Origin of the sequence: Dokdonella sp. (assembly GCF_019634815.1) — a bacterium.
Classification (GTDB): domain Bacteria; phylum Pseudomonadota; class Gammaproteobacteria; order Xanthomonadales; family Rhodanobacteraceae; genus Dokdonella_A.
On sequence record NZ_JAHCAP010000010.1, the window covers coordinates 26,001 to 51,557 of the forward strand.

General features: G+C 66.2%; 21 protein-coding genes and 1 tRNA gene. 8 read left to right on the forward strand and 14 right to left on the reverse strand.

All coding sequences use genetic code 11. The features are described from left to right. Positions 1–47: 47 nt before the first annotated feature. Positions 48–2,765, reverse strand: coding sequence for an Ig-like domain-containing protein (locus KF759_RS06940; protein ID WP_291223931.1), 2,718 nt, complete (start codon positions 2,763–2,765; stop codon positions 48–50). A gap of 213 nt (positions 2,766–2,978) precedes the next feature. Between KF759_RS06940 and KF759_RS06945 the strand changes: the two genes are divergently transcribed. The 3 genes from KF759_RS06945 to KF759_RS06955 all read left to right on the forward strand — a co-directional run bounded on the left by KF759_RS06945 (position 2,979) and on the right by KF759_RS06955 (position 6,973). Beyond that, positions 2,979–3,872, forward strand: coding sequence for a hypothetical protein (locus tag KF759_RS06945; protein WP_291223933.1), 894 nt, complete (start codon positions 2,979–2,981; stop codon positions 3,870–3,872). A gap of 550 nt (positions 3,873–4,422) precedes the next feature. Further along, the gene (locus KF759_RS06950; protein ID WP_291223934.1) at positions 4,423–4,830 is read left to right on the forward strand and encodes a MerR family transcriptional regulator; all 408 of its coding nucleotides are present in this window, start codon (positions 4,423–4,425) and stop codon (positions 4,828–4,830) included. A gap of 4 nt (positions 4,831–4,834) precedes the next feature. After that, positions 4,835–6,973 (forward strand): VIT and VWA domain-containing protein, encoded by a 2,139-nt coding sequence (locus KF759_RS06955; protein WP_291223936.1) that lies wholly within the window; start codon positions 4,835–4,837, stop codon positions 6,971–6,973. 9 nt (positions 6,974–6,982) lie between these two features. Here KF759_RS06955 and KF759_RS06960 read toward each other — a convergent pair. The 4 genes from KF759_RS06960 to dtd all read right to left on the reverse strand — a co-directional run bounded on the left by KF759_RS06960 (position 6,983) and on the right by dtd (position 11,602). Then, positions 6,983–7,058: transfer RNA gene (locus KF759_RS06960), tRNA-Ile, on the reverse strand. A gap of 385 nt (positions 7,059–7,443) precedes the next feature. Then, positions 7,444–8,979 (reverse strand): S8 family serine peptidase, encoded by a 1,536-nt coding sequence (locus KF759_RS06965; RefSeq protein WP_291223938.1) that lies wholly within the window; start codon positions 8,977–8,979, stop codon positions 7,444–7,446. Between the two features lie 178 nt (positions 8,980–9,157). Next, entirely contained in the window at positions 9,158–11,002 is a 1,845-nt protein-coding gene (rpoD, locus tag KF759_RS06970) for an RNA polymerase sigma factor RpoD (protein WP_291223940.1), read from the reverse strand. 159 nt (positions 11,003–11,161) lie between these two features. Beyond that, positions 11,162–11,602, reverse strand: a complete 441-nt coding sequence (gene dtd / locus KF759_RS06975) for a D-aminoacyl-tRNA deacylase (RefSeq protein WP_291223942.1) — start codon at positions 11,600–11,602, stop codon at positions 11,162–11,164. 140 nt (positions 11,603–11,742) lie between these two features. Between dtd and KF759_RS06980 the strand changes: the two genes are divergently transcribed. The 3 genes from KF759_RS06980 to KF759_RS06990 all read left to right on the forward strand — a co-directional run bounded on the left by KF759_RS06980 (position 11,743) and on the right by KF759_RS06990 (position 14,071). Further along, entirely contained in the window at positions 11,743–12,657 is a 915-nt protein-coding gene (locus tag KF759_RS06980) for a lipid A biosynthesis acyltransferase (RefSeq protein ID WP_291223944.1), read from the forward strand. An 83-nt stretch (positions 12,658–12,740) separates the two neighbouring features. Then, positions 12,741–13,241 carry a hypothetical protein gene (locus KF759_RS06985; RefSeq protein ID WP_291223946.1) on the forward strand — a complete coding sequence of 167 codons (501 nt, stop codon included), beginning with the start codon at positions 12,741–12,743 and terminating at the stop codon, positions 13,239–13,241. Beyond that, positions 13,238–14,071 (forward strand): hypothetical protein, encoded by an 834-nt coding sequence (locus KF759_RS06990; RefSeq protein WP_291223948.1) that lies wholly within the window; start codon positions 13,238–13,240, stop codon positions 14,069–14,071. Before KF759_RS06985 ends, KF759_RS06990 begins: the two co-directional genes overlap by 4 nt. A gap of 62 nt (positions 14,072–14,133) precedes the next feature. On the opposite strand, the gene KF759_RS06995 is transcribed toward KF759_RS06990, so the two are convergent. The 8 genes from KF759_RS06995 to KF759_RS07030 all read right to left on the reverse strand — a co-directional run bounded on the left by KF759_RS06995 (position 14,134) and on the right by KF759_RS07030 (position 22,642). Then, positions 14,134–14,781 (reverse strand): response regulator transcription factor, encoded by a 648-nt coding sequence (locus KF759_RS06995; protein WP_291223950.1) that lies wholly within the window; start codon positions 14,779–14,781, stop codon positions 14,134–14,136. Continuing rightward, positions 14,778–15,497: an ATP-binding protein gene (locus tag KF759_RS07000; protein ID WP_291223952.1), complete on the reverse strand. Its 720-nt coding sequence runs from the start codon at positions 15,495–15,497 to the stop codon at positions 14,778–14,780. Before KF759_RS07000 ends, KF759_RS06995 begins: the two co-directional genes overlap by 4 nt. Continuing rightward, a complete protein-coding gene (locus KF759_RS07005) occupies positions 15,494–17,917 on the reverse strand; it encodes a serine/threonine-protein kinase (protein WP_291223954.1) in 2,424 nt (807 codons plus the stop codon). Before KF759_RS07005 ends, KF759_RS07000 begins: the two co-directional genes overlap by 4 nt. Positions 17,918–18,043: 126 nt before the next feature. Next, complete coding sequence (locus KF759_RS07010; RefSeq protein WP_291223956.1) at positions 18,044–18,649, reverse strand: hypothetical protein; 606 nt, start codon at positions 18,647–18,649, stop codon at positions 18,044–18,046. Further along, on the reverse strand, positions 18,646–18,972 hold the full coding sequence (locus KF759_RS07015; RefSeq protein ID WP_291223958.1) for a tetratricopeptide repeat protein: 327 nt from the start codon (positions 18,970–18,972) through the stop codon (positions 18,646–18,648). Before KF759_RS07015 ends, KF759_RS07010 begins: the two co-directional genes overlap by 4 nt. Positions 18,973–19,011: 39 nt before the next feature. Then, positions 19,012–20,250, reverse strand: coding sequence for a patatin-like phospholipase family protein (locus KF759_RS07020; protein ID WP_291223960.1), 1,239 nt, complete (start codon positions 20,248–20,250; stop codon positions 19,012–19,014). Continuing rightward, positions 20,247–21,032 carry a 3-hydroxybutyrate dehydrogenase gene (locus tag KF759_RS07025; protein ID WP_291224046.1) on the reverse strand — a complete coding sequence of 262 codons (786 nt, stop codon included), beginning with the start codon at positions 21,030–21,032 and terminating at the stop codon, positions 20,247–20,249. Before KF759_RS07025 ends, KF759_RS07020 begins: the two co-directional genes overlap by 4 nt. Before the next feature lie 212 nt (positions 21,033–21,244). Further along, positions 21,245–22,642 carry a sigma-54 dependent transcriptional regulator gene (locus KF759_RS07030; protein ID WP_291223962.1) on the reverse strand — a complete coding sequence of 466 codons (1,398 nt, stop codon included), beginning with the start codon at positions 22,640–22,642 and terminating at the stop codon, positions 21,245–21,247. Between the two features lie 131 nt (positions 22,643–22,773). Here KF759_RS07030 and KF759_RS07035 point away from each other — a divergent pair, with 131 nt between their 5' ends. After that, a complete protein-coding gene (locus tag KF759_RS07035) occupies positions 22,774–23,553 on the forward strand; it encodes a glycosyltransferase family 2 protein (RefSeq protein WP_291223963.1) in 780 nt (259 codons plus the stop codon). Positions 23,554–23,559: 6 nt separating this feature from the next. Here the strand turns inward: KF759_RS07035 and KF759_RS07040 are convergent, their stop codons facing one another. Further along, positions 23,560–24,396: a glycosyltransferase family 2 protein gene (locus tag KF759_RS07040; protein ID WP_291223964.1), complete on the reverse strand. Its 837-nt coding sequence runs from the start codon at positions 24,394–24,396 to the stop codon at positions 23,560–23,562. A 134-nt stretch (positions 24,397–24,530) separates the two neighbouring features. Between KF759_RS07040 and KF759_RS07045 the strand changes: the two genes are divergently transcribed. Continuing rightward, a complete protein-coding gene (locus KF759_RS07045) occupies positions 24,531–25,526 on the forward strand; it encodes a glycosyltransferase (protein WP_291223965.1) in 996 nt (331 codons plus the stop codon). Positions 25,527–25,557: the final 31 nt, after the last annotated feature.

Here is a 25,557-nt window from a genome sequence, read left to right on the forward strand (position 1 = left end):
AGGCCGGCATCCCGCACGGGATACCGGCCGCGCGGTAGAGACCTTGCCTACCAGCCCACGGTCACGGTTGCAGTCGCCGTGCCGCCCTGTCCGTCGCTGATGGTGTAGGTGAAGGTATCAAGCGTGCCAGCAGGCAAGGTCGTGGTCGCATATTGAATGATCTGATTGCCGTCGAGCGACACCGTGCCGTAGGTGCCCTGCGTGAATGACGTCACCGTCAATGGATCGCCATCGGGATCACTGTCATTGGCGCGCACATCGATGGCCGCGACGCCCCCCGCGCCGACGGCGAACAAGGTTGCCGTGTCGTTGTTCGCGATCGGTGGCTGGTTGAGCGGCGCCACGCCCGTGATCGTGACCGCCGCCGTCGCCGTGCCACCATTACCGTCGCTGATCGTGTAGGTGAAGGTGTCGACTGCGCCGATCGGCAGGGTGCCCGTGTAGCGCACCTGCTGGTTGGGCATGATCAGCACGGTGCCCAGCGCGCCCTGCGTGACCGCGGTCACCGTGAGTGGATCACCATCGGGATCGCTGTCGTTCTGGCGCACGTCGATGTCGACGGATGTCGGGAGGCCAACCGAGCTGAATGGAAGATTCGCCGCGTCGTTGTTGGCAATCGGTGGGTTGTTGAGCGGCGCCACACCCGTGATCGTGACCGTTGCCGTCGCAGTGCCACCATTACCGTCGCTGATCGTGTAGGTGAAGGTGTCGACTGCGCCGATCGGCAGGGTGCCCGTGTAGCGCACCAGGTTGCCCGGCATGATGAGCACCGTGCCCGATGCGCCCTGCGTCACTGCAGTCACCGTGAGCGGATCGCCATCGGGATCGCTGTCATTGGCGAGCACGTTGACATCGACGAACGTGGGCGTCCCCGTGCCCGTGTAGGTGAGGGAGGCGGAATCGTTGACCGCGACCGGTGGCTGGTTGAACGGCAGGACGGCGGTGATCGTCACCGTCGCAGTGTCGCTGTGACCGCGGTCATCCTGGATCGTGTAGGTGAATCGATCGATGCCCGAGCCCACGCTGGTGTCGGTCCAGGTGTACTGGATGGTCTGGTTAGGCAGGATCGTTGCGATGCCGTGTGTCCCCTGGGTCACCGACACCAAGGTGATCGGATCGCCATCTGGATCGTAGTCATTGGCAAGCACGGTCACCGCAACGGTTCCACCGCTCGCGACGTTGGCAGCATCGTTGTTGGCGACGGGTGGCCGGTTCAGCGGCGGTCTGACCGTGACCCGCACGCTTGCAACGGCCGTGTTGCCGTGTCCGTCGCTGACCGTATAGGTGAACTGGTCGCCGCCGGAATAGCCGCTGTTGGGCGTGTAGCTGAGCAGGTTGCCATTGGCGACGACCGTGCCATTGGCCGCTTGCGTGTGCGCCGTGACGCTCAACGTGTCGCCGTCGGGATCGGAATCATTGGCGAGTACGTTGACCGTGACCGCGGTGCCGGCGGCGGTGCTGGCGACATCGTCACGAGCGATCGGCGCGCTGTTGGCTCGCGGTGTCACCGTGACCGAGATGCTGCCGCTGGCGGTTCCGCCGCGACCGTCACTGACGGTGTAGCTGATCTGGTCGCTGCCCGTGTAGCCGGCCGTCGGCGTGTAGCTGATCTGCCCGCCAACAATCACGGCATTGCCGTGTGCTGCGCCGCTGACCGAAACGATCATCAGGGTGTCGCCGTCGGCATCGCTGTCGTTGGCAAGCACGTTGAGCATGTTGCCGCTCGAATCGGAAACCACGCTGAAACTGTCGGGCTGCGCAACCGGGTTGTAGTTGGTGTAGTGCTTGGGATCCACGCGCGTGGTCACCGTGCGTGTCGTGCGCCGGTTGTAGGTCTGCACGGTGCGTGGGTGGTTGTTGGGCGAATTCACCAATGCCCGCGAGATCCATGCCGGTGAGGTCAATTCCGAAGTCGGCACGAAGCTGCGCCCGCCGAACTCATAACGCAGGAAGAGTGAGGCCCGCGTATCCGAAGTACTGCCATGCAGAGGGTCGCCCGAAGCCTGATCGTGTTCGACCAGACCCGACATGCTCCAGCCGCGCGTGCCAAGGAATTTGTCGGCACCGGCCGATACCGTGAACACCTTTGCGCCACCACGTCCGTACTGATAATCCATGCCGCCGGTCAGGCGCAGCGCGAGCAGGTCGGAAAAATGCCCGGCGCGCACGCCGATGCCCTTGTCGTAAGCCCGGGTGACGAAACCGTCACTGGTGGTGACCGTCTGCAGCTGGGTGTAGGCGCCCATGTCGTCGGCGCCGCTGAGCATGGTCTCGACCGCGGTGCTGCGGCTGCCCGCTGCGCGGCTGCCGCTGGCCGCGGTGGAAAGATAGGCGTCGATGAAGTAGTTGGGCCGCTCGATCCCGAAACCGAAGGTCGCCTTGCGATCCTTGAACGGATTCTGATCGACGGCGATCATCGTGCGCGCGACCGTCACGCGCTCGGGATGTTCGCGCGCCTCGCGCAGACTCATTCCGCCCCACAACCAGTTGTAGCCGAGCTGCACACCGCCGGCCCCGCCGTTGGCCCACCACAGCTGGCCGATCCAGGCGTGCTCGCCGGTGTTGTCGAATACGCCCAGCGCCTCGCCCGTGCTGTTGCCTTCGCTGTCGATGCCGATCGAAATGCGACCGCTGCCACCGACGTAGCTGAGTGGAATTGCATGCGCAACCGACGGACCTTCACCGGGTTGCGGCTGTCCCAGTTGGGCGCTCGCGGTCGACACCGTGAGCCCACAAGCTGTCAGCATCAGCACCAAACGCTTCATGTACTTCCCCTGCTTCCAATGCACCATCCCGACGCTGTGGCGCGTCTTGGGGAGCTTGCAAACGGAGCCTGCCGACTGATGCCGCGACTCAACCCCCGGATGCGCAACCGTTTATCGTGCGCCCATCCGGCTGTCAAGGCAGGCTGCGGATTTCTTGAATGATTTCGTCCGCTTCGCCACGATTCGCCTTCGTTTTGCGTCTGGAAGCCGAAGATGACCCATATCGCCCTCGTCAGCGTGCAGGCCGCGCGGCCACTCGACGACGACCTCGCGCCGCTCACGGCCGCATTTCAGGCGGAAGGCGTAAACGCAAGCATCGTCGACTGGGATGACCCTCAAGCCGAGTGGACGCGCTTTGATGCTGCGGTACTGCGTTCGACATGGGATTACAGCGAGCGCCTGCCGGAGTTTCTTGCCTGGGCCGCACGGGTGGCCGCGCAAACGCGCCTGTTCAATCCATTCGAGGTCGTGCGCTGGAATACCGACAAACACTATCTCGCGGCGCTGGAGCGCGCCGGCGTGGCGATCGTGCCGAGTCTGTTCGTCGAACCCGACGAGTCGCCGCTGGACGCGCTGGCACGCTTCCTTGCCGCCTACCCGCTGGCCGAAGAGTTCGTCATCAAACCCTGCGTCGGCGCGGGTTCACGTGATGCCCAACGCCATCGACGCGAACACCGCGAGGGGGCACTCGTCCACCTCGCACGTCTGCTCGATGCAGGCCGCAGCGTACTCATGCAACCCTATCTCGCCACCGTCGATGATCGCGGCGAAACCGCCTTGATCCATTTCGACGGGCAATTCAGCCATGCGATCCGCAAGGGCGCGCTGCTGCTGCGCGGCGAAGGCCCGACGCAGGAATTGTTCGCTCCCGAACAGATCACGCCACGCGTACCCAGCGAGGCCGAACGTGCGCTGGCACTGCGCGCAGTGGCGGCAATCCCGTTTGCCGGACCCTTCGCATACGCACGTGTCGATCTCATCCACGGTGCTGATGGCGCGCCGCGCCTGCTCGAGTTGGAATTGGCCGAACCTTCGCTGTTCTTTGATCATGCACCGGGCTCGGCGCAGCGCTTTGCCCGCGTCATCCTCGCGCACATCACCGCATGAGCATGCACCCGGGCCGCGTTGCTGACGCAATGGCTGGCCTCGGGGAGCGCGGCGTTGGCCTTGGGACGCATGCCGGCATGCGCATGGACCCGAGCCTGCGTGCATGCCCTACAACGCCGCGTCACGCGCCACGAACCAAGTGCGCTCGGCCATGGGCATGCCCACCGATGCGCTCGATGTTCCCGGCAATGAAACTTCCAGCCTGAACACCCGCGGCTGATCGAGGACGTCGAACGCGGCGCGCATCGTCTTGGGCCAAGTCGCGGGCAAGTCGCCGTCGTCGCCCATCGCACGCATGCATTCGATGGCAACCGTCAGGGCGCCGACGCACCCAGGCGATCGGTTGCCAACGCCCGACCGCGCATGTCCAGCTTGAAGCGCGCGCTCGTGCCGCGCTGATCTCCATGATTTCCATGGAAGGGCACGCTGCGTCCATCTCAGCGCGTGCGACGGCGCGCGCCGACACTGCGGCCCGGGGTGAAGCATCGATCCGGATCGCGGCACGGGGCCATTGACATGCCAGGAAATATGGAACAGCATTTGAGACATCATGAATGTCTTAAAACTGTCGCTGGACCAACTCAGCACCCAGTCGGGCGTACCGGGCCGGACCATTCGCTTTTACATCCAGAAAGGCCTGATTGCGGGGCCGGAAGGCGAACGGCGTGGCGCGTGGTACACGCAGGCTCATCTGTCGGAACTGCTGCGAATACGGCAATGGCAGGAATCGGGACTGTCGCTGGATGCCATCGCCGGCTTGCTGCAGGCCCGGCAAGAACCGCCGGTGGCGCCGCGCCGCATCGGCGCCATCGAAGTGCAGTCGCACCTGATCGTTGCCGATGGCGTGGAGCTGGTGGTGTCGCCCGAACGCTCCGGCCTCACCCAAACGCAGGTGCGCCGCCTGTTCCAGACCGTGCTGACAGCACTGAACGACCTCAAGAAATCGCCGAAGGATTGAACCCATGAATGCCATCAAGCAAGCCGCCACCGCCGTCTCGCCCCTCGCGCATACCACGCTGCGCGCGACGATCACCGATCTTCTCTGCGAGTACGAGTTGCGTCATGTGTTCCGCAACGAGGGCGCGCAGGCCATTGAAGCGGTGTATTCGTTCCCGGTTCCGCTCGATGCCGCCTTCATCGGCATGGACGCCACGCTCGCAGGCGACACCCTGTCGGCGCAGGTGTTGCCCGCCCGGCAGGCCAGCCGCGAGTACGACCAGGCCATCGGCGAGGGCGATTCGGCCGTGCTGCTGGAACGACTGCAGCCGGGCCTGCTGTGCGTCAACCTCGGCAACTTGAAGCCCGACGAAAGCGGCGAAATCGTGTTGCGTTTTGCGGCGACGCTGAACGTCGCCGATGGCGTGGCGCGGTTTTCGCTGCCCTTGGTGCATCGCCCGCGCTATGGCCGCAGCCGGCTGGATGAAGTGGTGCAGCCGTACAACGACTTTGCGGTGGAGCATCCGCTGGAAGCGGAAATCCGGGTGCAAGGCCTGCTGGCCGCCTGCCCGGTGCAATGCGCCACGCAAGGTGTCCGGTTCGCGCTGGAGGCCGGCGAGTTGGTGCTGCGCGCGGGCAACGCCATGCTCGATCGTGATCTGATACTCAACTTCGACCTCGGCAACGCCTCGTTGTCGCAAGCGCGCCGGATCGCCGATGGCGAAGGCAGCCTGGGCATCGCCACGTTCACTGTGCCGCACTCCGTGGCGGGCCCGGCGACCGCGCTCGACCTCTGCCTGCTGCTCGATGGTTCCGGCTCGATGCAAGGCGATGCCATCGTGCAATCACGGGCAGCGCTGGCGGCGGTGACGGACGCGCTGCGCGAACAGGACCGAATTCAGGTCATACGCTTTGGCAATTCGACCCATGCCCTGTTCCGCCGTCCGCTGCAGGCCTCGTCACGCGTGAAGGATGCCCTGCGCGAGCTGATGGATACCGTTCACGCCAATCTGGGCGGCACTGAACTGGACGCGGCTTTGCAGGAAGCGCTGCAGGTCCTGGGCAAGCTCGATGGCGAATCCCGATGCAAGGTCGTCATTCTGGTGACCGATGGCGCAGTGCACGCGCACGAAATTGAACGCGCGCGGCAGCAGGCCATGCGCCAGGGCGTGCGCGTCTTCGTGGTCGCCGTCGGCAGCAGCGCCGGAGTGGATGCGCTGTCACCACTGGCCGAAAGCACGCGTGCCACGCTCGAACGCGCGGTACCTGCCGAACCCATCGATGCCGGCGTGATGCGCCAATTGCGTCGCGCACGCTCGTATCCAGCAAACCTGGAGGTTGCATGGACAGGAACCCAGGCCTCGCCGATCCCGACGGGCATCGTGTATCCGGGCGATGCGGTCACGCTGGTTGCGCGCTTTGCCGACCAACGACCGGTGACCGCCTCGGCAAGGCTTGTCGACGCCGGACGCACGCTCGAATTTTCCTTCGGTGAGCTGCACCAATCGCCGGCATGGAGGGCGTGGGCCGGACAGCGCGCCTACCTGGAAGCGGCGCCGGATTCGCCCGAACGCGAAGCATTGGCTTTGCGCTATGGCCTGATCACGGCAGAAACCAAGGCCGTGCTGGTGAAGCACCGCGTCGAGCACGACAAGGTCGAGGGCTTGCCCACGGTGACGCCGGTTGCCCACATGCTTCCTGCCGGGATGATCGCGAATGACTACCCGTCGGCCCTTTACTCGATGCTGCCCATGGCCATGGACACACTCCCCCAAACGGACTATCTGGACGTTCCCGCATTCTTGCGCCGAGATGCGGGCCCCTGGCCCGAGTACGAATTGCCAAAGCGCAAGCTTCCGAGACTCGACCTCGCAGCCAAGACCGCCTTGGCGCGGGCGCTGCGCGATCTCGCCCTGCATGGTGAATACGAGGAGTTGACCCTCGACGACCTGCTCCAGCGCATCGACAGCAAATGGCATCAGGTCGTGCGCGCCTACTGCGAATATCACGAGCTCGAGTGCTTCGACAGGCAAGATGCCGTGACGCGGCTACTCGTCTTGCTGGATGAAGGCGTCGCCATCGAATTCAACGACGACGAGGAAGCCCGCTTGGCTGCACTCAAAGGTGGTGCGCCGATGGGTCAGGTCGGATCCGTCCGATTCTGACTCTGGGAGTGGTGGGCCCACCAGGACTCGAACCTGGAACCAAGGGATTATGAGTCCCCTGCTCTAACCATTGAGCTATAGGCCCGCAACAAACTTTCATTCCAGCAACCATCCGTGGTGCGCAGTCCGGCCGCGCCCTCCATGGCGCGTCGCTCGACCCAGCGCGAGCTGCTCGTGGCAGCTCGCAGGCGCTGGCTCTCGCCCCTGCTCCAACCATTGAGCCATAGGCCCGCAACAAACTTTCATTCCAGCAACCATCCGTGGTGCGCAGTCCGGCCGCGCCCTCCATGGCGCGTCGCTCGACCCAGCGAGAGCTGCTCGTGGCAGCTCGCAGGCGCTGGCTCTCGCCCCTGCTCTAACCATTGAGCTATAGGCTCGTTGCAAAATTCCGCAAGCTGCTGTCCATGACACGAGATGCCGGCATTGACGCCCCGTGCGCTGCGGGCGGCAGCGACGTACGGTGGCCTTGATCAGGGATTGTCCTCGAATCCATCGGCAAAGATCGAGTCGGTCGGCAGTGCAAGCTGGACTGCGGCGAGCACGTCGATGCGACCCCAGCCTGCCTGATGGTTCGGCCGATCGGCGATGCTCAGACCGCCGCAGCCGCTGTTGTACGGATCGGTCACGCCAGCCATGACCGCCGTGCTGCGCAGCAAGGCAGCGACCTGGTCAGGATGGCCCTTGAGTGCGGGATTGGCCGACATGAGCAGCGCTGCGGCGCCGGCGACATGCGGGGTGGCCATGCTGGTGCCGCTCATGCTGCCATAGCTGTTGTTGCCGGAATTGAGTGTGGAGCGCACCGCCACGCCGGGTGCGGACACGTCCGGTCGCACGCGGTTTGCACCGCTGACGGGGCCGCGGCTGGAGAAACTCGCCATCGCGTCGGTGGCATCGGTGGCGCCGACCACGAAGGCCGAGTCGTAAGTCGAAGGCGCATCGAGGATCGACTGGCACGAGGAACCATCGTTTCCGGCCGCGGCGACGAAGAAGATGCCGCCGGCGACCATGTTGTCGACTGCGGTCTTGATTTCGTTGCCGCTCTGGCAGCCTTCCTCAGGCACGCAGCCCCAGGAATTGCTTGCGATGTCGGCGGCGCGATCCGGGTCCGGATTGGCATCGTTGGCATCGGTGGGCGCGAGCGTCCACTGCATGCACTCGATGTAGCGCGCGGGCGTGCCATTCCCATCGGCCATGTTGCGACAGCCGATCCACTGTGCGCCCGGGGCCACCCCGACCTGGTTGCTGCCCCCATCGTCACCGACGAGGGTGCCCACCGTGTGGGTGCCATGCCCGTAGTCGTCGCAGGGCGCCGGTGTCGAGTTCCCGCAATCGTTGCCGACGTCATCGTGGATCGCATCATGCCAGTTGTAGGCGTGCGTGGCGCTGCTGCCATCCCAGCCGCGGTAGTGCGTCTTGAGCGCGGCGTGGGTCCAGCGCACGCCGGTGTCGGCATCGGCGATCACCACGCCCTGACCGGTGTAACCCATGGCCCACACGGCGGGCGCATTGATCTTCGCAACTCCGTATTCGATCGCGGCGACAGCCTTGCCTTGGGGCATTGCTGCGGCCCGCGCGATCGGCAATCGCTGTGGCAGGTGCGGATTGGCATCGACCCGCGCAACGTCGTGGCGCTGCGCCAAGGCCGCGAGCTCGGCTTGCGACACGCGCGCCCACACGAGGTTGGCAATCCAGTAGGGCCGATACTCGATGCCACGCGCATCCAGCCACGCACGCAGGCCCGCCTGCCGCGTGTTCGCGCGTGAACGCAGCGCCGCGACCAGCGCGCGCCGCCGCACGCGGTAATCGGCAGTGATTTCAAGCGGAGCAAGGATGGGCGCAGCCTGGTCAGGCAGCACGAGCAAGGCTTCGACCCGCTCGCCACGGCTCGCCTGTGCGAGCAAGGCGGGATCGATCGATGCGCCCAGGGCTTGCGCGCAGGCCAAGGCGAGCGGCAGCAAGAACACGTGACTGGTCCGGCGCAACGCAGGAAACTGGATGGGGGTCATGGTGATCGACGCAAGCGAAGGAGCGGCAAGACATGCCGCGACTGGATTGGTGACGGCGAAGTCTAGGGCAACTCGAACCACCCCGCCTTGCCTTGCGAAGACCTGTCCCGTACCGGATCTGCCACGTGAAAACGCCCGCTTCGGGGCGGGCGCTTTCGGGTTCAATCCGCTGCGCGATTCACTCGATATCGAGGAAGGAGCGCAGTTGTTCCGAGCGGCTCGGGTGGCGCAGCTTGCGCAGCGCCTTGGCTTCGATCTGGCGAATGCGCTCGCGCGTTACATCGAACTGCTTGCCGACTTCTTCCAGCGTGTGGTCGGTGTTCATGTCGATGCCGAAACGCATGCGCAGCACCTTGGCCTCGCGCGGGGTGAGCCCGGCGAGGACTTCGCGCACGGTCTCCATGAGGCCGATGTTGGTCGAGGAATCGACCGGCGAGACGATCGCGGCATCTTCGATGAAATCGCCCAGATGCGAATCCTCGTCGTCGCCGATCGGGGTTTCCATCGAGATCGGTTCCTTGGCGATCTTGAGCACCTTGCGGATCTTGTCCTCGGGCATCTCCATCTTCACCGCGAGTTCGTCGGGCGTGGGCTCACGGCCCATTTCCTGCAACATCTGGCGCGAAATGCGATTGAGCTTGTTGATCGTCTCGATCATGTGCACGGGAATGCGGATCGTGCGCGCCTGGTCGGCGATCGAGCGCGTGATGGCCTGGCGGATCCACCAGGTGGCATAGGTCGAGAACTTGTAGCCGCGGCGGTATTCGAACTTGTCGACCGCCTTCATCAGGCCGATGTTGCCTTCCTGGATGAGGTCGAGGAACTGCAGGCCGCGGTTGGTGTACTTCTTGGCGATCGAGATCACCAGACGCAGGTTGGCCTCGACCATTTCCTTCTTCGCGCGGCGCGCCTTGGCCTCGCCGATCGACATTGCGCGGTTGATTTCCTTGATCTCGGCAATGCCCAGATACAGCATCTTTTCCATCGCCACGAGCTTTTCCTGCTCGCCGTGGATCGCATCGCGCTGCACCTTGATCGCGGGCGACCACTTCTGACGCTTGCGCGCAAGTTCGTCGGCCCACTCGAGGTTGGTTTCATTGGCCGGGAACAGCTTGAGGAAATCCTTGCGCGGCATGCGTGCATGCTTGACGCACAGGTCACCGATCACGCGCTCGTGATGACGGATATTGTTGACCACCTCGCGCAGTTTCTTGACGAAGCCATCGATCATGATCGCCGGCAGCTTGAGCTTGAGGAAAGCCTCGGCCATCTCGTCGCGCACCTTGATCGACTTGCGGTCGGCGCTGCCGTGCTTTTCGGCGACCTTCTGGAACTTGGCGTAAAGCTGGCGCAGTTCGTCCATGCGGCGCGCGACTTCGGCCAGATCCAGGCCGGTGTCGACCGGATCGGACTCCTCGCCACCACCCTCTTCTTCGTCGTCCTCGTCGCCTTCGGCGTCGGATTCGACCGCCGCCTCGGCGATCACGACGTCGGGCTGCTCCATGTCGGCAAAGCCGGCAAGGACTTCCGACAGGCGCTTCTTGCCCTCGGTGTGTTGGTCGTATTCCTCGACCAGGAGCTGGATCGACCACGGAAAATTCGCCAGCGCGCTCTGCACCTGACCCAGGCCTTCCTCGATGCGCTTGGCGATCGCGATCTCGCCCTCGCGGGTCAGCAGCTCGACCGTACCCATTTCGCGCATGTACATGCGAACCGGGTCGGTGGTGCGTCCCACCTCGGCATCGACCGCGCTGAGCACGGCCACTGCTTCTTCGGTCGCGGTGTCATCGTCGGTGGCGACCGGCGTCTCGGGCAGCATGGTCTCGGTATCGGGCGCAACCTCGTGCACCTCGATGCCCATGTCGTTGATCATGCCGATGATGTCTTCGATCTGCTCGGGGTCGACGATGTCGTCGGGCAGGTGATCGTTGACTTCGGCATAGGTCAGGTAACCCTGCTCCTTGCCCTTGATGATCAGGGTCTTGATCTCGGACTGCTGCTCCTGATTGTGTTCTGCGGCCATTTGACTTCCAGAAGAAAGATGCGTGTGACAAAGGAAAAACAGTATAGGAGCCCCGTCAAGGACGCCCGCGTGTGCCTTGGAGCGAAAAAAAGTGACGTCTCGGATCGCCACGGTCCGCTGATTGGCCGGGAATGCAAGTTTCGTGCTGCCGGTGGCGGCTCAGGGCACCTGAAGCCAGAACGTCACCGGCCCGTCGTTGATCAGATGGACCTTCATATGGGCACCGAAGCGCCCACTTTCCACCCCCGGATGGCACTTTCTGGCCATCCCCACGAGATTTTCGAACGCCTGCCGCGCCTGTTCGGGGGGCGCTGCGGTCGAGAACCCGGGTCGCAGGCCCGATCGGGTGTCGGCGGCAAGGGTGAACTGCGAGACCAGCAGGAGTCCGCCACGGGTGTCGGCAAGCGAGAGGTTCATGCGCCCCTGCCCGTCGGCAAATATCCGGTAGCCGAGCATCTTGTCGAGCAGGCGCTGCGCCTGCGCGGCGCCATCGCCAGGCTGCACCGCAACCAGCGCGAGCAGCCCGCCATCGATCCTGCCGACGACGCCGCCGTCGACCTCGACATGCGCCTGCGAAACGCGCTGGATCAAGGCAATCATCGACATCTCCGCTGCGCGAATCGATCGGCATTGCCGTGGGCCGGCGATCCTCGCCGCGCCGCGTGGAATCCGTCAATCCGGTGAAGGCGACGCCGCCACGCGCCGCCCATACAATGGCCGTTCCCATGCCCAACTCCTCGATGACTTTGCCAATCGCGCTGCTCTACGGCAGCTTGCGCATCGTCGGCATCCTGCCCTTGCGCTTCGTCCTTGCCTGCGGTGCCGGCTTCGGCCATCTGGCCTGGCACCTGCGTGGGCGCTCACGCCGGATCGCGGAACACAACCTGTCCCTGTTAATAACGCAACAAGGGGCCGAAAACAGACAACAACTGGCGAAAAAATGTGTAATTGAAGCCGGTCGCTCGATGGCCGAAATCATGGCGACCTGGGGCGCCGGCCCGCAGCGGGCGCTGCGCCGGGTGGTCGAGGTGCGCGGCCGCGAACTGTTCGATGCCGCACGCGCAGCGGGTCGCGGCGTGATCGTGGCGGCCCCGCATCTGGGCTGCTGGGAACTGCTCAACTTCTGGCTGGCGGCCCAGCAACCGTTGGCGATCCTCTACCGCCCCCCGCGCCGTGCCGCGCTCGAGCCCCTGCTGCGCAGGGTTCGCGGCGGCGCGCACGTCGAACAGATTCGCGCCGAAGCCAGCGGAGTGCGCGCGCTCTACAAGCGACTGGCCAGTGGTGGCATGGCTGGCATCCTGCCCGATCAGCAGCCACGTGCCGGCGAAGGCGTGGATGCGCCTTTTTTCGGCGTGCCTGCTTCGACGATGGTCCTGCTGCCGCGGCTGGCCGAGCGCACGGGTGCGGCGGTGGTGTTCGCTTTTGCCCAACGCCTGCCGCATGGCGCCGGCTATCGCCTGCACTTCCTGCCGGCTCCGGCCGGCGTTGCCGACAGCGACATCGAGCGCGCCTGCGCCGCGCTCAACCGCGGCGTCGAGGACTGCGTGCGCTTGGCCTTCACCCAGTACCAGTGGACCTACAAGCGTTGGCCCAAGACGGCCACGGCGCCGGTCGCCAACCGCGCGGAGCGCCCCCCCCCTGTTTGCGGGGTTTGAGCGCCTGCCTGACTCCTCCACGATAGGCATCGTCGAGTCCCGCGCTGCACACCACGCGACTCCGGACCGCACAGGGGGTCATCATGCAAACGCAAAGCGCTGCGCCATCGCGCAGCCGCAGCTTCGTCCATGTTTTGCTCATGCTGGCGGCAGGCTTGTCGGGCGTACTGATCGTCCTGCCTGCGCGGCCGTCCATTGCCGCCAAGACAGGCACGCGGCCAAGCCCGAACCAGACCCGCGTCGATGCCGCGACGAGGTTTGAATACGTCGCGGTGTTTCCCGCCGCCACGCCGTCGTCCTCGATCGAAACGTGGCGGCGCGAGGTGCTGGTGCGGTCGCACACCCAAGGCTGCAGCCCCGGGCGCTCCTGCGTGCAACGCCTGCTGCGCGGCTCGGGGCTCGGCGATCGGCGCGTGCAGACCCTCGGCTTTGATCTCGCCACCGCCACGCCGGCAGCCGAACGCGCCGCGATCCTCGCTGCAGCGGTCGCGCATGCGCCGCATCCCCACATCGAACCGGCCAGTTCGCTGCAACGCGCGGCCGAACTCCCCCTTCGCTCATTGCCTCAGGAATCGCAACCATGAACCGCATTGCCACAGCCTGGTCCCGCCTAGCCTTGCTCGTCCTGTGCAGCGCCGCGCCGTTGCCGGCGCTGGCAATTTTCCAGAACGGCGGATTCGAGACCAACGCCTACACCGCCTGGACCCTGGGTGGCGGCACCAACCCCGGCTTGGCTGGCGCCCCGCCATTCAACAGCGCCAGCGTGCAGATCACGCCGGGCGCGGCCGGGCCTGCCTCGATCGTCGGCCCGGGCAGCACCGATCCGCTGGCACCGACCATCCAACTGCCGCGCGTGGGCCAATTCACCGCCAAACTCAATGACGAAGGCGGCGGCGCGCTGGTCACCACGCTGCGCCAGACCGATACCGTGAGCCAGGCCGACATCGATCCTGCCGACGGCTTGCCGCATATCCGCTTCGCCTTCGCACCGGTGCTCGACGATCCCAACCATTCCCCTGCCGAGCAGCCGTACTTTTACGTCGTGGTGAAAAACCTCGCCGACAACAGCGTCTTGTTCGAACAGTTTGCCTATTCGGGTCAGGCCAACGTGCAGTTCCTGCAGGGCGCCGGCAGCTGGAAGTATCTGGAGTTCCAGAACGTCGACGCCGTGCTGCCGGCCAGCGCGCTCGGCCAACAGGTGGAGCTGACCGTGATCGCCTCCGACTGCTCGCTGGGCGGACACGGCGGCTACGTCTATGTCGACGGATTCGGTTCGGCCCAGGTGCCGCCCGACAACTCCGGTGGCCCGCAAGGTGCGCCGCACGCGGTTCCTGCCCTGGGACCGGCCGGACTGGGCTTGCTCGGCGTCTTGCTGGCGCTCACCGCGCTGTCGATGCGTCGCTGGCACGCCTGACTGCGTGATCGAACGCAGCGCCTGCGATGGGAGCGTCCACGGCCAGGGAAGGCCCCTCTCGGCTACGGCGTCACCAATCCCCGCCGCAGCGCCTCCATCGTCGCCTCGGCCCGCGTGCCCACCGCCAGCTTCCGATAGATGTCCTTGAGATAGCCGGCCACGGTATGCCGCGACAGGGTCAGCAGCTCGGCGGTTTCAGCCACGCTCATGCCCTTGGCGATCAGACGCAGCACTTCGGTTTCGCGCGGCGTCAGCGTCGCCTCCGGTTCCGCGACTGCCGCCGCTTCCGGCAATGGCTGGAAATGCCGCAGCAAGCGCCGTGCGATCGATGGCGACAGCGGCGGCTGGCCGCCGGCGATGCCGGTGAGCATCGCCGCGAGCGATTGCGGCGTCTGATCCTTGAGCACGTAGCCCTGCGCACCGGCATGCAGGGCAGGAAACAGATGCGCATCGTCGTCGAACACGGTTGCCACGATGCACAAGGTGCCGCGCGGATGCAGGTGTTCGATCAACGCGACGCCGCTGCCATCGGGCAGGCCGAGATCGATCAAGGCCAGCGGCGGCGGTGGATCGCATGCCGCGCGCGCCTGCGCCAGCGTTGCCGCGTGGGCTATCGAGATGCCCGGAAAGGCCAGCGCCAGGGCTTGCGCCAGCCAATCGCGGCTCGATGCCAGGTCATCGACCACGAGCGCGTGATGAAAGCCGCTCATTGCCGCTCCCCGAGCGGCAGCGTCAACAGCACCTTGGTACCTCCCGCGGTACCCGGCTTCCAGTCGATGTCACCGGCGAGCTGTGCGGCGCGCTCGCGCATGCCGCGCAGGCCACTGCCGCTGCGCGGCGCATCGACACCCGCGCCACTGCCGTCGTCGGTGAGCTCCAGGCGCAACTGCGCGTCATCTGCCGCCACGCGCACGCGCACGTGGCGGGCCTGCGCATGGCGAATCACGTTGCTGATCGCCTCACGCGTGATTCGCTGCAGATGCAGGGCGCGGCCGGTGTCGAGCGCGGGATCCGGCAAGGCCTGCGCCACCTGCCAGTCCAGCGTAACGCCGACCGCGCACAAACGCTGCTGGATCTCGGCGCGAATATCGCCGAGCACATCGCCGAGCGTACCCGGCGTGCCCCGCGAACGCGTGACCACGTCGCGCAGGTCCTGCAGCAGGGCGCGTGCCTGATCGGCTTGTTGCGGCGTCGACGCCGAGTGCACCAACCCAAGCAGCTTGGCGCCCAGATCGTCATGCAGGTCGGCATAGATGCGCTCCCGTTCGCTCGCCGTGGCCTGCGCGCGCACCAGCATCTCGCGTTCGTGGAGTCGCGCGTTTGCCTGCGCCCGTTCGCGCCCAAGCCGGATGCGCAAGGACAGGGCCAGCGCGATCGCCGCAAACGCCAGCGCGACCAGCACCACGATCAGCGCCATGGCCGTCATGTTGCCGTTCCGGTCTCGAGCGCAGCGGCCTTGGTCTTCTCGCCCAGCCGCGTGTAGACCTCGGCGAGCCGCTCGGCCGCGGTGCGCGTGCGCGCATGTCCGCTGCCGACCAGGGTCGACAACTGCGCATGCGCAGCCTCGAGCTCCGCGCGCGCATCGCGCAGGCGGCCCATTTTCGTCAGGCACAAGCCGTGATTGCTGCGAAAGATGGCCGTCATCAAGTGGGCGGGACCGACCGCCTCGCGCGCATCTTCGACCAGGCTGGAGAATTCCCCGTCCGCCACGGTGAGCTTGCCCGCTTCCATCAGCAGCATCGCCAGGTTGTTGCGCGGCGCGAAGGTCGACGGATGGCGACTGCCGGCACGCTGCTGAATCCGGATGATGCGTCGATACAACGCCTCGGCATCTTCGCTGCGATGACGCTCTTCGAGGATGTAGGCCAGCGAATTCATGGCCGCGAGTGTCTGCACGTTGGCCTCGCCCGCGGTGCGCTCGAAGCCCTGCATCGAAGTTCGTGCGGCATCCTCGGCTTCATCGAGACGACCTTGCGCGACCAGGATGTTCGCCAGCGTCTGCCATGTCGTGAGCGTCGACGAATGCGCCTCGCCCAGCACTTCACGCTGCAAGCCCAGGGTCGCGCGCGCTTCCTTTTCGGCGGCGGGATTGTCGCCGCGCGCGGCGAGGATCAGCGCCAGATTGTGGTGGCTGGTCAGGGTGGTCGGCGCGCGTTCGCCGAAAGCCGCCCGCCGCCAGGCGAACACCTCGCGCGTGAGTGCTTCGGCTTCCTCCAGCTGGCCGGACTCGCGCAACAGGGTCGACAGGCTGCTGCGTGCCGTGGCGATCGTGATCTGCACCTCGCGCTGCGCGGCGGCGGCTTGGTCAAGTTGCCGGGCATTGGCGAGCAGCGCGCGCAAGCCGCGCGTTGCGGCTTCGACCTTGCCTTCGTCGCTGTCGATGCGGGTTGCCGCCAGATCGAAGTCCAGGCGCGCCGCAGCGGTCGCCTCGGGCCAGGCCTCACGCGCTTTCGCCAAGGCCGCGCGCGCCTGCTCGAAACGCGTGAGTTCGGTCAGGATCGTGGCGTGCTCACGCCAGAGGGCGGCCCGTTGTGCAGGCGGCGTCTGCGCCCCGATCAAGGCCAGGGCGCGCTCGCTGAGCGCGAGCGCAGCGGGGTAATCGCCCAGCGCACGGCGGGTCGAGGCGAGCGTTGCCGCCACCGCGCGCTGCACGTTCGGCTGCGCGGAAAGCTCGTCGAGATCGTGCTCGGCCGCGGCAACCACCTCGTCCAGAGCGGGACGGCTGCCGGCCGTGGCTTCGGGGTTGGCCGATGCAAGCATGCGCTGCAGGAAGGCGCCGACTGCCGCACTCTCCTGGGCGCGTCGTTCGGCCTGGACATGCGCCGCGCGTTCTGACCACGCCAGCCGCAGGGAAACCACGGTCGCCGCCGCCAGCACCACGAAAACCGCTGCTGCCGCCGCGGTCAGCGCGCGATGCCGGCGCACGAACACGCGGGCGCGATAGGCCAGGGTTGCCGGCCGCGCCACCACCGGCCGATGCGCGAGAATGCGCTCCAGATCATCGGCAAACTCGGCGGCGCTCGCGTAGCGATGCGTGCGCTCGCTCGCCAATGCCTTCATCACCACGGTATCGAGGTCGCCCCGAGCGCTGCGCACCACCCGCGCCAGCGGCGGCGGTGCATCGCGCAGAATGTCGAGGGCCTCGAACAGATTCGAATCGCTCAGCCGCGGATGGGGCAGTCGTCCGCCAATGAGTTCGTAAGCCATCACTCCGAGCGAATAGATGTCGCTGCCGGCGTCGACATTGCGATCGCCGCCGCGCAGCTGCTCCGGACTCATGTAGGGCAGCGTGCCCAGTACCTGGCCGGCGATCGTGAGTGTTTGCTCGCCACTGTCTTCACGATGGGCGACACCGAAATCAAGCACCTTGACCTGCCCGTCGCGGGTCACGCGCAGGTTGGCCGGCTTGAGATCACGATGGATCACGCCATGCTCATGCGCGTGGTGGACTGCCCGCGCGATCGACACCAGCAGCCGCAAGCGCTGCTCCAGCGTGCAGTTGGCTTCGCGCACATGGTCGAGCAGGTCGCTGCCGCGCACGTATTCCATCGCCAGCCAGGGCATGCGCCCACCCTCGACAACGACTTCCCCCGCCGCGTACAGCCTTGCGATACCCGGATGTTCGAGCGCAGCGAGCGTGTCGATCTCGCGCTGCAGCCGGGCGATCAGGCTTGGCGAGGCGCTGCGCACGACCTTGAGCGCGACCCTGCGCGCAGGTTGTGTTTCCTCGGCCAGATAGACGCGACCCATGCCGCCCTCACCGAGCACGCCGAGGATGCGGTAGGGACCGATGCGCGAGGGCATGGCGTCGGCGCCGCCGGCGTCAACGTGGCTGTCGTTGTGCATCAGAAGCTTCCTGGATTTCCCCGTCGCCGATGCTGCCACATCGCCGGGGCAGACACGAGCGCGCGGTCGTCGCCCGCCCGGGCGCCAAGGCACGCCGGCTCCGCGCCGGTCACGATCCGCACACGCTCAGTCGCGGGCGTCGACTTCGCGCACGACCATCAGCTCGCAGGCACCGGCACCGGAATCCTCGCGCGTGAGCGAACTGCGCCAAGTCCAGCCGTCGGCACGCACCGCACGCACCAGCTGCCCCTTGAGCTCCACCAGCGCCCCCACGCGCACGCGATCGAGCGCGCGGGCGATGCGGTCGTCGGCGGGAATCAAATGCACATTGGCGCTTTCACGCACGATATCCCGCGGCGGCAGCGGCGGCTGATCGCGCCAACGATAGCTGTAGAAGCGTGCCGCCTGACTGATGTCCAGCTGCGCCAGCACGGCGCTGTCGGACATGCCGCGCCAGCCGAGCGCGAAGTCGAGCGGCGACAGCGCGCTGCCTTCATCGAAGCGATAGTCCTTGCGCGACAACACGCGTGCGCGGATTGCGTAGTCGGCGAGCGGCTCGAGGGTGTAGTCGCCGTGCTTGAACGGAGCCGGATCGAGCGGATCGCTTTGCTCGGGCTCGGCATCGACGAGCACGCCATCCGCGCGCGCCAGCGGGCGTTCCCTGAGCGCCCAGTTGAAGGCGCCCAGCACTCCGAGCCCCAGCAACAGCGCAACCCACAGCCGCCGATTCATGATGCTGGTTTGTGCAAGCGCTTGCGGAACACCGCCATCTCCTTGGCCGCCTGCACGTCACCGCGCGCCTGCGCTACGGCAATGCCCTGCTCGAAACTGGCGTCGGCCGCCGCCGAGTCACCCGCCTGCGCCTGCGCGCGCCCCAGCGCCTTCCACGCCGCCGAGTAGCGCGGGTCGAACGCGAGCGCCTGCTGCAGCGCCTCGATCGCGGCCGCGAAATCGCCCTGCGCCAGCAGCGCATTGCCGAGCGAGTAGCGCAGCAAGGCGCCATCACGCGAACCGCCGAGCTGGGCGCGCAAGCCCGCGATCAATCCTGCATTCATGCCGCCATCATCGCGCAAGCGCGGGCTGCGCGGAAACCGTCATGGCGCAGTGCGACCCGCAGCGACGAGGCGATGCACGTCATGGGTGGCGACACCGACATCATGCGACGGCTTGACGAAGAAATCGGCATGTTCGAGCGTGCGCTCCATGTCACCGCGCCCGGCCGCCCAGTGCTCGCGCATCGTGCCCAGGCCGAAGGCATAGTCCTTGAACTGAGCCTCGTAGGGCTTGGCCTGATAGATCAGGTGCACGATGTTGAACACGTGGATGCCCACCCACGGCAGCAAGGTCTGCCGCAGCTGCGCATCGATGTGCGTCGATGGCACCGCTTCGAGCAGGCGCCGGATTGCGTGGCGCAACTGCTGCAGGTGGGCGACATGGTCGGTCTCCAGTCGCGTGCGACTGGAATACTGGATGTCCTTCTGCCGTTCGAGCACATCCATCAGGGTGCGCGGCAATTGCCCGCGTGCGCTCCACAGGTCAACCTGCAACACGAGGCTGTCGCGGCGCGGCGTGTCGGCGAGCACGTGATCGAGCGGCGTGTTGGAGACCAAACCGCCATCCCAATACTTCTCGCCATCGATCTCGATCGCGGGAAACGCCGGCGGCAGGGCGCCCGAAGCCATGATGTGTTCGGCGCGGATGACTTCGTGCGCCGAGTCGAAATAGCGGAAATTGCCGGTGCGCACCTGGGTCGCGCCCACCGACAGCCGCACTTCGCCGGCATTGATGCGATCGAAGTCGACCAGGCGTTCGAGCGTGCTCTTGAGCGGCGCGGTATCGTAAAAACTGGTGGCCTCGACGCTGCCGTCGCTGAACAGCAGCGGCGACTGCGGGCGCACCTTGAAGAAGCCTTGCTGACCGAAGGCCAGTGCACCGAACGCGCCCAGCGAATTGGCCCAGGCATCGAGTGCGTGGCTGGGCGGCATCCATTCGAGCATCGCCCGCACGCCAGCGCCGATGATGGCCGCACCGCCACCGGGCTCGCAGATGGTTTCCCAGAATTCGCGCAGGCGCGCGACGCGCTGCCCTGGCGCATTGCCGGCAAGGATCGCCGCATTGATCGCGCCGATCGAAGTGCCGGCAAACCAGTTTGGTCGCAAGCCGCCTTCGTGCAGCCCCTCGTAGACGCCGCACTGATACGAGCCGAGCGCGCCGCCACCCTGCATGACGAGCGCGACCGTGGCGTAGTCAGCCGCGAGCTGTGCCGGTGAGCGTGCCTGCGGTTTCGCGCCAATGCTGCGCTTCGTGCGCGTGGTGCGGCGCGCGGGGCTCACTGCATGAACCAGCCGTGGCTCACGACCACGCTTTGCCCGGTCAGCGCGTTGCTGCCGAAGCCGGCGAAGAACAGCGCGCATGCGGCGACGTCGTCGACCGTGGTGAACTGGCCATCGACGGTGTCCTTGAGCATGACCTTCTTGACCACCTCGTCTTCGGAGATGCCCAGTTCCTTCGCCTGTTCCGGAATCTGCTTGTCCACCAGCGGTGTGCGCACGAAGCCCGGACAGATCACGTTCGCGCGCACGCCGTGCGCGGCGCCTTCCTTGGCCACCACCTTGGCCAGGCCGATCAGCCCGTGCTTGGCGGTGACGTAGGGCGCCTTGAGCTTGGAGGCTTCCTTGGAATGCACCGAACCCATGTAGATGATCGAACCGCCGTTGCCGCGCGCATACATCTGGCGCAGGCAGGCGCGGGTGGTGAGGAAGGCGCCATCGACATGGATCGCCATCAGTTTCTTCCAGTCGGCGTAGGAGAAGTTCTCGATCGGATTGACGATCTGGATGCCGGCGTTGGAAACGAGGATGTCGACCGCACCGAGTTGCTTGACCACGCTGTCGACACCGGCATCGACCTGTTGCTCGTTGGTGACGTCCATTGCCACGCCGATCGCCTTGACACCCTTGCCCGTGAGCTCCTTCGCGGTCGCCTGTGCACCGTCGAGGTTGAGGTCGGCGATGGCGACGTTGGCGCCGTGATCGGCGAACACTTCAGCGATGCGCTTGCCGATGCCGCTGGCCGCGCCCGTCACGATTGCCACTTTGCCATCAAGTCTCATGATCCTTTCTCCATGATCGACGCGGCCATGCCGCAGAAATGTTGGCGCGCTGCCTGAATCCGCGATACCTGCAGCCGGCCCAAAAAAAAGCGCCGCGCGTTTCCGGGCGGCGCCAAGAGGAGTGTGAAATGAAGCTGGCCATTGGGACCGCATGCCGCGCGCGAGGTTCCGCAGCGCAGCAAACGCCAGCTGAACGAGGCGTGCGCCGTGCCCACTCAGGCATCCTCAGCCGCGCCTGCCCGCGGCCCGCGCGGATCGATGTCGAGATCCTTGAGTTTGCGGTACAGGTGAGTGCGCTCCATGCCTGCGGCCTTGGCGAGCTTGCCGACGCTGCCGCCGGCCAGCGCGAGCTGGTGCAACAGGTAGGCACGCTCGAATTGCTCGCGCGCCTCGCGCAACGGCAAGGCGAAATCGATCGGCACGGCGCCCGCGCCATCGCTCGGCGACGCAACCGACGGACTGCCGAGCGCGGCCTCGACTTCCTCGAGGCTGACGTCGCTGGATCCTCCGAGCACCAACAGCCGCTGCACGAGGTTGCGCAGCTCGCGCAGGTTGCCCGGCCAGACATGATTGCGCAGACGGTTCTGCGCGGCGAGTGCGAACTTGCGGTACGGCAATTGGTCGCGGTTGGCAAACCAGTCGGCGTGATAGCGCAGCAATTCGGGCACGTCGTCGGCACGCTCGCGCAAGGGCGGCACCGACAGCGGCACGATGCGCAGCTGGTAGTAGAGCTCCTCACGGAAGCGTCCCGCCGCCACCTGGGCCTGCAGATCCTGCGCGCTCGCGGCGATCACGCGCGCATCCAGTGGCACCGGCTCATGGCCGCCACTGCGGATCAGGCTACGCCGCTCCAGCACACTCGACAGGCGCAACTGGGTGTCGGAATCCAGGTCGGCGACTTCGTCGAGGAACAACGTGCCGCCGTTGGCCTGCTCGATCAGGCCGTGATGCAGACTGCCGCCTTCCTCGCTGCCGAACAGCGCGCGCGCCGCGCCGCCCTGCGCAATCGCGCCTGCGGCCACGGTGATGAACGGTCCGGCGCGACGCGCACTGCGCTCATGCAGCGCTCGCGCGATCGTCTCCTTGCCGGTGCCGGCTTCGCCGAGCACCAGTACGCCGGTATCGTGGGCGGCGATCTTGTCGAGTTGGGCGCGCAGTGCCTGCATCGCCTTGCCGCTGCCGACGAGATCGGCCGGCGCCGGCAATTGAAGGCGCAGGCCTTCGTTTTCGCGCCGCAATTGGCCCGCTTCGACCGCGTGGCCGACCACCAGCAACAGCTTGGCCAGCGACAACGGCTTTTCGATGAAGTCCCAGGCACCCAGGCGCGTCGCCTCGACCGCGGTTTCGATGTTACCGTGACCGGAAATCATGATCACCGGGCACGGCAGGCCGCCGCATTCGCTCCATTCGCGCAGCAGGCTGATGCCATCCAGATCGGGCATCCAGATGTCGAGCAGGATCGCGTCGGGGCGTTGCCGGCGCCGCGCTTCGCGTGCCGCGGCGGCCGATTCGGCGAGATCGACCCGATAGCCCTCGTCTTCGAGAATGTCTTTGATCGTGGCCCGGATGTCGGGTTCGTCATCGACCACGAGGATGCGTGCACCTGCCGCCATGCGGATACCGACGTTGCAAAAACGAGACAGCGAGCATAGCGCAGCCCCCGGCTGCGTGGCAGTGATCATCCTGCCAATGTCGGGATCGCGCAGGCTCGGCTACGCTTGCGCGTCGCCCGCCACGCACCGCCATGTCCCCATCCTCGCCCCGCCCACCGCTGTCTGCCTGCATCATCACGCTCAACGAAGCCGACCGCATCGATGCCTGCCTCGACTCGCTCGCTTTCTGCGACGAGATCGTGGTGGTCGACTCGGGCTCCACCGATGACACCCGCGAACGTGCCGCAGCCAAGGGAGCCCGCGTGCTCGAGCGCGCCTTCGATGGCTATCGGCGGCAGAAGGACTTTGCGGTGCAGGCCGCCAGCAACGACTGGGTGCTGTGCATCGATGCCGACGAACGCGTCACGCCGGCGCTGCGCGAAGCGATCGAAGGGGCGCGCACGCGCGGCTTTGCCGACGCACAAGGCTATCGCTTCGCGCGTTGCACCGAGTATTTCGGTGCGCCGCTGCGGCATGGCAATGCCTATCCCGATCGCGTGCTGCGCCTGTTCGACCGTCGTCGCGGCGGCTGGCGCGGCGAGCGCGAAATCCACGAGCAACTGCGCGTCGATGGCCGTGTCGGCCTGCTCGCCGGCGATCTCGACCATCAGGCCTATCGCTCGCTGGATGACCAGATTCGCCGCCTGGATCGCTATGCAACCCTCATGGCCCGGCATCTGCACGAACGCGGCAAGCACGCGCATCTGGCCACGATCGTGTTCAGCCCGCTGTGGCGTTTCCTGCGTGGCTATGTGCTGCGCGCGGGATTCCTCGACGGCTGGCGCGGGTTGGTGTTCGCGCTGGTGGAAGCCAACTACGTGCGGCAGAAGGCGATCAAGCACTGGTTGCTGGATCGCAACCAGAAAATCTGAGCCGCCTCACTCGGCGCGATTGTCTTCGCCCTTGTGCAGGTCGATGCCGTAGGGCGTCCAGCTCGCGCGCTCGCGCCGCGTCTGCGCACGGATCGCATCGTTCTTCTGCCGCATCTCGGGCTTCATGTAGCCGCGCTTGTGCTCCAGATGCACGCAGATCGCCGAATAACGGATCGTCTTGCCGCGTACGCCGGCGTTGACGAGGCGCTCGCCCAGCTCGAGATCCTGACCGCCGTACTGCATGCGCTCGTCCCAGCCGTTGACGCGGATCACATCCTCTTTCCACACCGAGGCGTTGTGACCATGCAGGCGCGGCTTGACCGGCGTGAGCGCATTGAACAGGCTGCGCAGGAACTCGTTGCGCAGACGCAGCTTGAGCGTATGTCGTTCGAGGCCATTGGCGGCGAGCCAGGCGTAGTCGGTGGCGCGGCCGGCAAGGATGTCTTCGCGCGTGATCGCCTGCGACAGGGCCAGCGGCAACTTGCAGTAGCCGCCGGTGAGATAGCGACCGCGTTCACGCAGCGCGAGGTGGCGGGCGACGAACTGCGGATGCGGGATGCAGTCGCCGTCGGTGAAGATCAGGTAATCGCTGCGCGCGAGCAGGATGCCGCGGTTCATGCCCTTGCATTTCTGATAGCCCTCATCGGGCTGCCAGAAGTGACGCAGCGGATAATTCATCTGTGGTCGCAGGCGATCGATCACTGCGCGCGTGTCCTCGCGGGATCCATCGTCGACGACGATCACTTCGAAATCCCTGGTCGTCTGCGTGGTGTATCCCCACAGCACCCACTCGAGCCAGCGCGGCTCGTTGTAGGTGGCAAACATCACGGTTGCGGCAGGCATGGCGCGGATTCGTCGAGGCAATGCAGGGCGCGCATTCTACCCGCAGCGCCTTGTCGGCACCGTACACTGCGCGCCTGTCCGCAACGCCTGCAAGGTCCCATGTCGTTTCCGGCCTCACCCCGCGAGCATCGCCCATGACCCACGTCCACGTCATCGCGCGCGACAACGGCGCCGGGCTCTCGCGCGATCTGGCGATCCTCACGCGCGTGCTCGCGCAGACCGGGCTCGAAGTCACGATCAGCGCGATCGGCGCGGGCGGCTTGCGTCGCAGCGCGACGCTGTGGCGGCGGCGCGCGCAACTGCTCTGGCGCGGCTGGCGCAGCGGCACCGCACGCGCGCGTTTCGACGTCAACCTCATGGACGAGCGCATCCGCGTCGATCACTTGAAACTCGCGCGCCGCAACGTGCTGATGCCGCATCCGGAATGGTTCGCGGAGCAGGATCGACCGCATCTGCCGGCGATCGACTGCGTGTTTGCCAAGACCCGTCATGCGGTACCGATCTTCGAGGCACTCGGCTGCCGTGCACGGTTCATCGGCTTCACCAGTCTCAACCGGCACCTGCCGCAGGTGCCGCGCGAACCGACGTTTTTTCATCTGGGTGGCCGCAGCCCCAACAAGGGCACGCAAGCGATCCTCGATGCCTGGCTGCGCGCGCCGCACTGGCCGCCGCTCACCTTCATCCAGCGCGCGCCGCTCAAGCTGCCGGCGCAGTTGCCGGGGAATCTGCGGCACGTCACGGCCTATCTGGATGATGACGAGCTCAAGCAGATGCAGAACCGCCACCTCTTCCACCTGTGCCCGTCGGAGACCGAAGGTTTTGGCCATCATCTGGTCGAGGGGCTCAGCGTCGGCGCGCTGCTGCTGGCCACCGATGCGCCGCCGATGAACGAGATGGTGACGCGCGAGCACGGCGTGCTGGTGCCGGCCGCGCGCACCGGCACGCAGCGTTTGGCGACGACCCATTTCGTTGAATCGGACGCGATCAGCGCCGGCGTCGAACGCCTGCTCGCGCTGGATCCGGATCGACGCACCCGCATGGGCGAGCGGGCACGTGGCTGGTGGCTCGACAACGACCGCGCTTTCGGCGAGCGCCTGCGCGTCGCGATCGAAACCCTCGCTGCCGAGTGAACTGCGCGCATCGTCGCGCCGGGCAAGGCGG